At 48.0% G+C, this 9,573-nt stretch carries 11 protein-coding genes; 1 reads left to right on the top strand and 10 read right to left on the bottom strand.

What is annotated here, in order from left to right:
* A partial coding sequence (locus tag BLQ32_RS19950) for a hypothetical protein (RefSeq protein WP_074510656.1) occupies window positions 1-259 on the top strand: 259 nt, incomplete at its 5' end.
* 86 nt (window positions 260-345) lie between these two features.
* Here the strand turns inward: BLQ32_RS19950 and BLQ32_RS13155 are convergent.
* The 10 genes from BLQ32_RS13155 to BLQ32_RS13105 form a co-directional block, all read right to left on the bottom strand.
* Complete coding sequence (locus BLQ32_RS13155; protein WP_074510655.1) at window positions 346-624, bottom strand: DUF1294 domain-containing protein; 279 nt, start codon at window positions 622-624, stop codon at window positions 346-348.
* A gap of 171 nt (window positions 625-795) precedes the next feature.
* The gene (rplT, locus tag BLQ32_RS13150; RefSeq protein WP_036804741.1) at window positions 796-1,155 is read right to left on the bottom strand and encodes a 50S ribosomal protein L20; all 360 of its coding nucleotides are present in this window, start codon (window positions 1,153-1,155) and stop codon (window positions 796-798) included.
* A gap of 219 nt (window positions 1,156-1,374) precedes the next feature.
* Complete coding sequence (rpmI, locus tag BLQ32_RS13145) at window positions 1,375-1,575, bottom strand: 50S ribosomal protein L35 (protein ID WP_033541514.1); 201 nt, start codon at window positions 1,573-1,575, stop codon at window positions 1,375-1,377.
* Window positions 1,576-1,603: 28 nt separating this feature from the next.
* Complete coding sequence (infC, locus tag BLQ32_RS13140) at window positions 1,604-2,110, bottom strand: translation initiation factor IF-3 (RefSeq protein WP_036804743.1); 507 nt, start codon at window positions 2,108-2,110, stop codon at window positions 1,604-1,606.
* Window positions 2,111-2,397: 287 nt separating this feature from the next.
* Window positions 2,398-4,326, bottom strand: coding sequence for a threonine--tRNA ligase (gene thrS, locus BLQ32_RS13135; RefSeq protein ID WP_074510653.1), 1,929 nt, complete (start codon window positions 4,324-4,326; stop codon window positions 2,398-2,400).
* 592 nt (window positions 4,327-4,918) lie between these two features.
* Window positions 4,919-5,854, bottom strand: a complete 936-nt coding sequence (gene dnaI, locus BLQ32_RS13125; RefSeq protein WP_074510651.1) for a primosomal protein DnaI — start codon at window positions 5,852-5,854, stop codon at window positions 4,919-4,921.
* Entirely contained in the window at window positions 5,855-7,228 is a 1,374-nt protein-coding gene (locus BLQ32_RS13120; RefSeq protein WP_074510650.1) for a replication initiation and membrane attachment family protein, read from the bottom strand.
* Between the two features lie 11 nt (window positions 7,229-7,239).
* On the bottom strand, window positions 7,240-7,716 hold the full coding sequence (gene nrdR, locus BLQ32_RS13115; protein ID WP_074510649.1) for a transcriptional regulator NrdR: 477 nt from the start codon (window positions 7,714-7,716) through the stop codon (window positions 7,240-7,242).
* 115 nt (window positions 7,717-7,831) lie between these two features.
* Window positions 7,832-8,215: an adenosylmethionine decarboxylase gene (gene speD / locus BLQ32_RS13110; protein ID WP_036804755.1), complete on the bottom strand. Its 384-nt coding sequence runs from the start codon at window positions 8,213-8,215 to the stop codon at window positions 7,832-7,834.
* Between the two features lie 313 nt (window positions 8,216-8,528).
* Entirely contained in the window at window positions 8,529-9,542 is a 1,014-nt protein-coding gene (locus BLQ32_RS13105) for a glyceraldehyde-3-phosphate dehydrogenase (protein ID WP_036804758.1), read from the bottom strand.
* Window positions 9,543-9,573 lie beyond the last annotated feature (31 nt).

Here is a 9,573-nt window from a genome sequence, read left to right as displayed (position 1 = left end):
TCAGCTGCCCATCACTGGGCAGGTTACCAAGGGTACTTGGCGTTTCAACCAGACCTCCCCGGGTAAGAACGCAATCTTTCCCTCCACCTATCTGCTTCATTTACTGCATGCGACCTTCGGCAGAAAGGGCTTTGCCTTGTTCAGCAGACTCACCCAATCGCACATAGCCTTGTATGAAGTTCGTGTTCCTCAGACCGGAGGTTTGCCGCCCGCTTCCTTCAGATTCCACGTCGCCGTGGACACCCTTGCGCTTGGCTAACGGTTACTTCTGCCTTCACCGTTCGGGACTTGCACCCTATAGATTACGCCCATGCCGGGCACACTGAAAAACGAAGGGTGATGGACTCACCCTCCGTTGATTGATTGATAAATCCAGACGAGCAAAGCGGCATCAATGACTGCCAGCATCAAAAAGCCGACCCGGAAATTGGTGTGGCGCGTTTTGTGGCGGAACATCATCATGCCAAGATACGCGCCGATGCCACCTCCGAAAATGGCTGCGGTCCACAAATTCTTTTCCGGAATTCTTCGGCCGTGCTTCCTTGCCTGCTTCTTGTCTATGTACATCATGAGAAACGCCAGAATGGATACCGCTCCAAAATAACCGAGAATGATCGAAAACATATAAATACCTCCATAAAAAAAGACTGGCGAGTTTTCGCCAGTCTTTTTTATTTGTCCAGCTGCAATGGCCAGACCCTCGGGGTCATAAGCCAACCCGGCTGTGCGGCAAATAGCGCCGCTTCGCCGGTTCGTCTTATGCCTGTCGGGCCTGGACGGCCATTTCCGCTTTTCTTATTTGTTCATTGCGTTTTTAGCTTGGTCAGCCAATGCTGTGAAAGCAGCTGCATCAGATACAGCGATTTCAGCTAGCATTTTGCGGTTGATGTCGATGCCCGCAACTTTCAAACCGTGCATTAGACGGCTGTAAGAAATGTCGTTCAAACGCGCTGCTGCGTTGATACGAGTGATCCACAGTCTGCGGAAGTCACGTTTTTTGTTGCGACGGTCACGGTAAGCATAGTTACCAGACTTCATTACTTGTTGGTTAGCTACTTTATACTGAATGTGCTTCGCACCGTAATAACCTTTTGCTAATTTGATTACCTTTTTACGACGCTGGCGCGTCACTGTTCCACCTTTTACGCGTGGCATAATACATTACCTCCTGCTTGAATATGAAAAATTCGATTTTTGTTTTGTGTAGAATTATAGCGTACGGCTTTGACGGCCAGTTCCGCTTTTCGATCTTGTCCAGACTTCAACGGCCAACTCCTCGGGCCATAAGTCAGCCCAGCTGTGCGGCATAAACCGCCGCTTCGCTGGTCTGTCTTATGCCTGTCGGAGCTGAACGGCCGTTTCCGCTTTTCGATCTTACTTCATGTTGTAAATAAGTGATTTGATGCGTTTCAAATCGCCTGCAGAAACAAGTTTCCCTTTGCGAAGGTGACGCTTTTGCTTAGTCGATTTGTTTGCAAATAAGTGGCTTGTGTGTGAACGGTTGCGTTTTACTTTACCAGTTCCAGTTTTCTTGAAACGTTTCATCGCACCGCGGTGGCTTTTCATTTTCGGCATTTCGAGTTCCTCCTAAACAATTGTACTATTATTCTTTTTCGTGTGTCGGCGCTAGCATCAAGAACATGCTGCGGCCATCCATTTTAGGGCGCTGTTCAACCGTAGACACTTCTTTGCACGCTTCAGCGAAGCGCTCAAGAACGCGTTGTCCGATTTCTTTGTGCGTGATGGCACGGCCTTTAAAACGGATTGATGCTTTAACTTTATCGCCTTTTTCAAGGAACTTGATCGCATTGCGAAGTTTCGTATCAAAATCATGTGCGTCGATCGTCGGGCTCAAACGAACCTCTTTGACAACGATGACTTTTTGATTTTTACGGATTTCACGATCTTTCTTCTGCTGTTCAAACTTGAATTTACCATGGTCCATGATGCGTGCGACCGGCGGCTTAGCTTGAGGAGCCACAAGTACAAGATCCAAGTTGACACGAGCAGCAATTTCAAGTGCTTCGTTACGCGTCTTAATGCCGAGTTGTTCACCGTTCTGATCAATAACCCGTAATTCACGTGCACGAATACCTTCATTTACATTGATGTCTTTGCTAATATTAATCCACCTCCGGATAGTGTCGCGAATAGCTTAAATGCATGAACCGACGGACGTTGTCGGCTTACAGGTTCCGATCCAAAACAAAAGCGGGTGGACCACAGAGGTCCACCCGCAAATATGACACACGCACGCATGCGTGCGTGTAGTAGTCAATCGTGTATACCTGCCAACAATACGTCAATCAGGTGAGAAGCGGGTGCTCCTGCTTTGCACATATAAGTATTCTATAACCTTATTCATAATACCATGCACCTATATGCATGTCAACACTTTTAGCGAAGTTCGCTTTGGATCAGTTTCAGGAAGTCATCAAACGGCATGCTTTCTGATTTCTGCTCGCCGTATTTGCGGACGTTGACCGAACCGTTCTCAAGCTCCTGGTCGCCAATGACCAGCATATAAGGAACTTTCTGCATCTGGGCTTCGCGGATCTTATACCCCAGTTTCTCGTCGCGCTCGTCGATATCAACGCGCAAACGATGGTTTTGCATTTTCTCCTGGATTTCCTTCGCATAGGCACTGTGGGCATCTAGTGAAACTGGAATTACTTCCACTTGCACCGGTGCCAGCCAAGTCGGGAAGGCGCCTTTGTATTCTTCGATCAGGAAGGCCACAAAACGCTCCATTGTTGAAACGACGCCACGGTGGATAACGACCGGACGGTGCTGCTTGCCGTCTTCTCCGATATACGAAAGGTCAAAGCGCTCCGGCAATAGGAAATCAAGCTGGACAGTCGATAAAGTTTCTTCTTTGCCAAGCGCTGTTTTCACTTGGACATCCACTTTCGGTCCGTAGAATGCCGCTTCGCCTTCCACTTCTGTATACGGCAGCCCCAAATCATCCATTGCTTCTTTCAGCATGGCCTGTGCACGGTTCCACATCGCGTCATCATCGAAATATTTCTCCGTGTCTTCCGGATCGCGGTAAGACAAACGGAATGAATAATCTTTGATGTCGAAGTCTTTATATACTTCGATGACCAAGTTGACCACGCGCTTGAATTCTTCTTTGATCTGGTCCGGGCGCACGAAGATGTGTGCATCGTTCAGCGTCATGCCGCGTACACGCTGCAGGCCGGAAAGCGCTCCGGACATTTCGTAGCGGTGCATAAGCCCAAGTTCCGCAATGCGGATTGGCAAGTTGCGGTATGAATGGATGCCTTGTTTGTAAATCATCATATGGTGTGGGCAGTTCATTGGGCGAAGCACCAATTCTTCGTTGTCCATTTGCATAACCGGGAACATATCGTCCTGGTAATGATCCCAGTGTCCGCTTGTTTTATACAAATCGACGCTGCCCATTACCGGTGTATAGACGTGGTCATAGCCCAGGCGTTCTTCTTTGTCGACAATATAGCGCTCGATGATGCGGCGGATGGTTGCGCCTTTTGGCAGCCACATTGGCAAGCCTTGGCCGACTTTTTGGGAGTTCATGAATAAATTCAATTCTTTCCCGATTTTGCGGTGGTCGCGTTCTTTCGCTTCTTCAAGGAATGCCAAATGCGCTTTCAAGTCTTCTTTCTTAAAGAAAGCTGTTCCGTAGATGCGCTGCAGCATTTTGTTGTCGCTGTCGCCTCTCCAGTATGCACCCGCTACACTCAACAACTTGAATTCTTTTAGTTTCCCAGTTGACGGCACATGGATGCCGCGGCAAAGGTCGAAAAATTCGCCTTGCTCATAAATCGACACTTGCTCGTCTTCTGGAATCGCTTCAAGCAGTTCCAATTTATAAGGATCTTCAATAGAAGCAAAGCGTTCTTGTGCTTCTGCACGGGAAACATCCACTCGCACGATTTCCAGGTTTTCATTGATGATTTTTTTCATTTCTTTTTCAATGGCCGGCAAGTCTTCAGAAGTGATTGCTGACTCCGAATCAATATCGTAGTAAAAGCCGTTCTCGATGACCGGGCCTACACCCAGTTTAGCATCGGGATACATGCGCTTCACCGCTTGCGCCAAAAGATGCGCTGTGGAATGGCGAAGAATTTCAATCGCTTCATCGGATTCCGGCGTGATGATGGCAATGCTGCCGTCTTCTTGGATCGGTGATTTCAAATCGATCAATTGCTCGCCGACTTTGCCTGCCAAAGCTTTCTTGCGAAGCCCCGGTGAGATCGATTGAGCGATTTCTTCTGTAGTCGTGCCTTTATCAAATTCTTTTACTGCGCCGTCTGGGAATGTTAATTGAATCATGTCTGACATTTTACTCTCTCCTTTTTTATGTAGTGTTGGGTTTTCACGCAATCCAGCTCCAGTGCCTAGACCCTCGGGGTCTTAAGGCAGCCCACCTGTGCGGCAAAAAGCGCCGCTTCGGTGATCTGCCTTAAGCCTGTCGGGTCTGAACAGGCACCTCCGCTTTTCTTGTCTAGCTGCAGCGGCCAGGTTCTCGGGTCATAAGCCAACCCGGCTGTGTGGCAAAAAGCGCCACTTCGCCGGTTTGGCTTATGCCTGTCGAACCTGAGCGGCCGCTTCCGCTTTTCCACACAAAAAAGCCCCATCCCAAAAGGGACGAAGCTCTGTTCGTGGTTCCACCCTTCTTCTGTTCCGGACAGAAAAGACTGTCCAAAACGAAGCTCTGCATCGGCTAACGGGCCGGTTCCGTCAACTGCTACTCCAATGTTCACAGTTGCTGCTCAAAGGCGGTAAACGTTTTGCCGGTGCTAAGAAGCTTGCAGCCTGGGCTTCTCTCTCTGAAAGTCGTGCAAATCCGTTGTTGTCCTCATCCATGCATTTTAAATCTGATTGATTGTTTTTACTATACTGCGAAAAAATCAAAAACGCAACACCTGTAAGGTTAATTCCGTCGGTTTTTGCCATCCAGCTTGATAGGTTCGGTAAGGGCTTTGATGCGTTCCATGACGCGCGCCGCTTTTAAATCCTCTTTTTCTCCGCGCTGCGAATACGTCAGGTGGTGCTGAAGTTCCAAGTAGCTGAAGTTGGACGTCATGAAAGTCGGCAGCCGTTCCGCCATCCGATAGTGCAGGATGGTTCCAAGCACTTCGTCGCGCGTCCAGCTGGACATCGCTTCCGCTCCAATGTCGTCAAGCATCAGTACATCCGCGCGCTTCACATAGTCGACTTTTTCCTGCAAGGTCTGGTCGCCGATTGCCTGTTTCATTTCGCGCATAAATTCCGGAACAAATACCAGAACGGATTTGACGTTCATTTCCGCCAGCTCATTGGCTACCGCACTCAGCAAATACGATTTGCCAACGCCGAATTTCCCGTAGAAATACAAGCCTTTTTCAGGCAGGTTGTCAGGCCCGGTGGCCTTATCCAAAAACTCGGTCACTGCGCGGAACGCTTCCATGCGGCTCGCGTCCGGTTCAAAGTCGGCAAGCGTCGCCTGCATCACTTCTTTTGGCATATACATGCTGTGGATCAGCGAAGAGGCCCGGCGCTTATTGTCGTATTGGTTTTTCAAACGGCAAGGCGTGTACGCGATGCCGATATTGCCGCGCTCGAGCACCAGGTTCGGCTCAAAGCCCTTCAAGGTATTGATGCAGTCCCCAAGACCCGGGCATTTGTTGCAGTCATGCGATTGATAAATATATTCGTACAGCTTGCCAAGGCCTTTGTCGACCACGTTCTTATCCACTTCGGCTGCATTTTCTTCCAAGAACTTTTGGACACCTGGATGTTCCAGCACTTCTCTTCGCATCTCGTTATAGCGTTCCGAAAAAGCAGGGGCGTTTACCACCCGTTTCATTGTTTCGCGAATCGGTTCCATTTAATCACCCTTAACTCTCTTCATCGCAAGTTTTGCGAGAAGTTTTTGTTTTTCCACTTCTAGATTATCGTTTTTCGGGGCGCTCGTTTCTGCCGGCGCTTCATCTTTCTGATAAAACCATTCAGGCAGTTTTTCTTCGCGCACCGGCTTGCCGCGGTTCGAACGTGCCGGTGCTTTGGAAGATGAAGCGGGAGATCCTTCCGACTTCCACTTCACGTACTGCTCGTGTTCGGTCCGAGCCAGCTCCATGGCATCTTTTGCTGTGGTGATGTTTTTGCGCAGCCAATGGGACGCGATTTTCTCTACATAAGCTTTTGTCAGTTTCATATCCGTGCGCAAGAGGACATATTGCAGCAGCACATTGACAACCGCCGGCTCCATGCCGTATTGCACAACGAGCTGATTGGCCAGCTGGACATCTGCCGGCAGGGGTTCTTTGCCGTTTGCAATATCACGCAGCACTTCGACTGGAGACGCCGACTCCAAATACAAAATCAGTTCATCCTGTCTTGTTTTCGGCGCTTCGGTTTCGGTCGGCTTGGTTTCGGTTTTATGCACCGGCACCAATTGCGGTGCGGATGTAGCTACGGTCAATTTATAATAGTCCGCCGCCGCTTTTTTAATTCCATCAATGGTCAGTTTGTAATCGTCGTCAATTGCAAGCAGTACAACTTTCTGCATTTCCAGCGGTCCCCAGCTGTATAGAAACGCCAACTTGGCAATCATGGCGCGGATGGATGCCGTCAAGACGCGATTGGGAACCAATTGTTCCGACAGCCCTTGGCGCAGCAGCCCAAAATCGAACGCAGAATCGGTTTCATAGCTCCCGCTGGTGCGTTCCTGCAAATCTTTCGTTTCTGCCGGGTAGCCCGCTTTTGCATGGACCGGCTGATAAATATCGGTAAACGTGCGGGAAACTTCTTCGTAGCCTTCCCCTATTTCCGTATGGATAACAAAGCGGTCTCTGACTCTCCGGTAAGCCGATTCCCCGATTTTGCTGAACAGGAACATCGACAGCAAAGGATCCGCAAAAAAGCTTTTCGGATCCAGCGGAGGGCATAATTCATAAATGAACGAGCGGTTTTCATCATCTTTGCGGTAGGTGCGCAAAAGCCCGATCGCTTCCAGTTGAATGCGCGCTTCGAATACTTTGGCAATCGGGATGCCGAGAATGTTCATTAACGTGTAATGGGTCGCTTCTTCCCGGTCCACTTCCCCTTCCGCCCAGAGCGTCAAGTAAAAAGCAGCCGCTTCCGCGCCGATCAGCGGCTGGTACAGCAGCGTCAATAACTGGCGGTCATAATTTGAAAACGGGTAGGGCATCCGAATTTTAAAAGAATCCGCAGCTTGTAGTTCTTTATATAGTGCAGACATAATTCACCGCCTTACTCGGATTTCTTGTCTTCCGGACTCTTTTTCAAGAGATCCTTCAACTCATCTATAAATACGGTAATGTCCTTGAACTGGCGGTAAACGGAAGCGAAGCGGACATATGCCACTTCATCAATCCCTGCCAGCCGGTCCATCACCAATTCGCCGACTTCTTCAGACTTCACTTCTGCGTTGCCTGCCCGCCGGAGGTTCTTCTCAATATCGAAAACTACTTCTTCTAGCACTTCCAGTGAGACTGGCCGTTTTTCACAAGCACGGATCAAGCCTCTCAAGACTTTTTCACGGCTGAACTCTTCACGCGAACCATCTTTTTTGACAACAATCAAAGGCATTTCTTCCACTTTTTCAAATGTGGTATAGCGGTAGCCGCAGGATTCACATTCCCGGCGCCTTCTTATGGATTTATTATCATCAACTGGCCGCGAATCAACAACGCGAGTGCCATTGTGCTGGCATGCTGGACATTTCATTTCGACATCTCCCTAAACTTTCTATCTGTTCTCTCTAGTATAACAAAATTTCTTTTAGAAAATAGAAAAAGCAGAGGAATTAATCCCCTGCTTGTTGTTTTTCAGTTTAAATGAATTATGCATTTACTGAAACTTTGGTTTTTCCAACACTGACTGGACCCATTCCGCGTGGCACTTCTACAAATTCGCGTGTACCGGAATTTAGTGCTTCTGCGATATAATTCGCTGCAATGGTCGGATCTAAATCTCCACAAGTATAAACATCAATACTCGCGTAGCCGTGTTCCGGGAAGCTGTGGATCGTTAAGTGCGATTCAGAAATGATGACTACCCCGCTGACTCCTTGAGGTGCAAATTTGTGAAAAGCGACTTCTCTGACTTCTGCTCCGGACTTCAGTGCTGCATCAACAAAAGTTTGTTCGATAAAATCCATATCGTTTAATTTGTCAAAATCACACTGCCAAAGTTCTGCAATTACGTGACGTCCCATTGTTTCCATGGTTCGTTTTCCCCCTTTGATATCATTTTGTGTTTGATGCGCAAAATATTCAAAGTTGACTACCACGGGGGAAAGTTAGTCCAAAGAGGTCCTAACCCTTTAAGCAGTCATGTGAATAAAGATTGCTCCATCCGTTGCCGTAAACCTGTTGGTAACGAAGAAGTTCGCAGCCTTTTTTGGCTACGAATGTTAGTATATGATGTATTGAAATGAAATGCAATAAAAATAACTTAAATTAAAAATATTTTTCCAAGGAATTTATTGCATAAAAAACCGCCACTCTCAGATGAGAAGTGGCGGTTTTTAATAATTATCAGGCGAATACCAATGATTTTGCTACTTTTTTCGTCAAATCGACGACCCGTGCAGAGTAGCCCCATTCATTGTCGTACCAAGCCAGCACTTTGACTTTGCGGTTCCCAATCACCATTGTGGACAGGCCGTCGATAGTCGCAGACTCATAAGTGGTATTGAAATCGACCGATACTAGCGGCTCCATCGTAAATCTTAGAATGCCTTTTAAATCCGTTTCAGAAGCGCGGATAAATGCTTCGTTGACGTCTTCCACCGTAACATCCTGTTCGAGGTCGACAACCAAGTCAACCAAGGAAACGTTCGGCGTCGGCACACGAAGGGCCATGCCGTGCATCTTCCCTTCAAGTTCCGGAAGAACTAAAGACAGCGCTTTCGCGGCACCCGTGGAAGTTGGAATGATTGACTGGCTGCATGCACGCGCCCGGCGTAAATCTTTGTGCGGATTGTCCAGGTTTTTCTGGTCGTTCGTGAAGGAGTGGACCGTTGTCATTAAACCGTTTTCAATTCCAAACGCATCGTTCAGTACTTTAGCGACCGGCGCCAGGCAGTTGGTTGTGCAGCTTGCGTTGGAAATCACGTCGTGCTTTTCAACTTCCAGCTTGTCGTCATTGACGCCCATTACAACCGTGATATCAACATTTTTTCCAGGGGCCGATAAAATGACTTTTTTCGCTCCTGCTGTTAAATGAAGGCCTGCTTGTTCCCGTGAATTGAATTTCCCTGTTGCTTCAATAACAATATCGATGCCCATCTTTTCCCATGGCAGTTTTAAAGGATCCCGTTCATTGACGAGTTGAACTCGTTTGCCGTTTACAATAATTGCGTCTCCTTCAGCAGAGACCTCGGCATCGAAAGTTCCATGATTTGTGTCATACTTAATCAAATGCGCTAAAGTTTCAGCTGGGTAGCTGGCATTAATGGCAGCAATGGTGATGTCGTCCATTAAAATCGCTTGTCTAAAAACCATGCGGCCAATACGGCCAAATCCGTTAATCGCAATAGAAACTGTCATGTACGAGTCCTCCAATTAAATAAGTTATACT

This window comes from Planococcus glaciei (genome assembly GCF_900099655.1).
Taxonomy (GTDB): Bacteria; Bacillota; Bacilli; order Bacillales_A; family Planococcaceae; genus Planococcus; species Planococcus glaciei.
Note: the sequence above shows the minus strand (reverse complement) of the source record. Positions and strands in the feature narration are given on the sequence as shown.

Excerpts from the sequence above, each read along its gene's own strand:
- BLQ32_RS13155 (WP_074510655.1), bottom strand. The coding sequence starts at position 624 with ATGTTTTCGATCATTCTCGGTTATTTTGGAGCGGTATCCATTCTGGCG.
- rplT (WP_036804741.1), bottom strand. The coding sequence starts at position 1,155 with ATGCCACGCGTAAAAGGTGGAACAGTGACGCGCCAGCGTCGTAAAAAG.
- rpmI (WP_033541514.1), bottom strand. The coding sequence starts at position 1,575 with ATGCCGAAAATGAAAAGCCACCGCGGTGCGATGAAACGTTTCAAGAAA.
- thrS (WP_074510653.1), bottom strand. The coding sequence starts at position 4,326 with ATGTCAGACATGATTCAATTAACATTCCCAGACGGCGCAGTAAAAGAA.
- dnaI (WP_074510651.1), bottom strand. The coding sequence starts at position 5,854 with ATGGAACCGATTCGCGAAACAATGAAACGGGTGGTAAACGCCCCTGCT.
- BLQ32_RS13120 (WP_074510650.1), bottom strand. The coding sequence starts at position 7,228 with ATGTCTGCACTATATAAAGAACTACAAGCTGCGGATTCTTTTAAAATT.
- nrdR (WP_074510649.1), bottom strand. The coding sequence starts at position 7,716 with ATGAAATGTCCAGCATGCCAGCACAATGGCACTCGCGTTGTTGATTCG.
- speD (WP_036804755.1), bottom strand. The coding sequence starts at position 8,215 with ATGGAAACAATGGGACGTCACGTAATTGCAGAACTTTGGCAGTGTGAT.
- BLQ32_RS13105 (WP_036804758.1), bottom strand. The coding sequence starts at position 9,542 with ATGACAGTTTCTATTGCGATTAACGGATTTGGCCGTATTGGCCGCATG.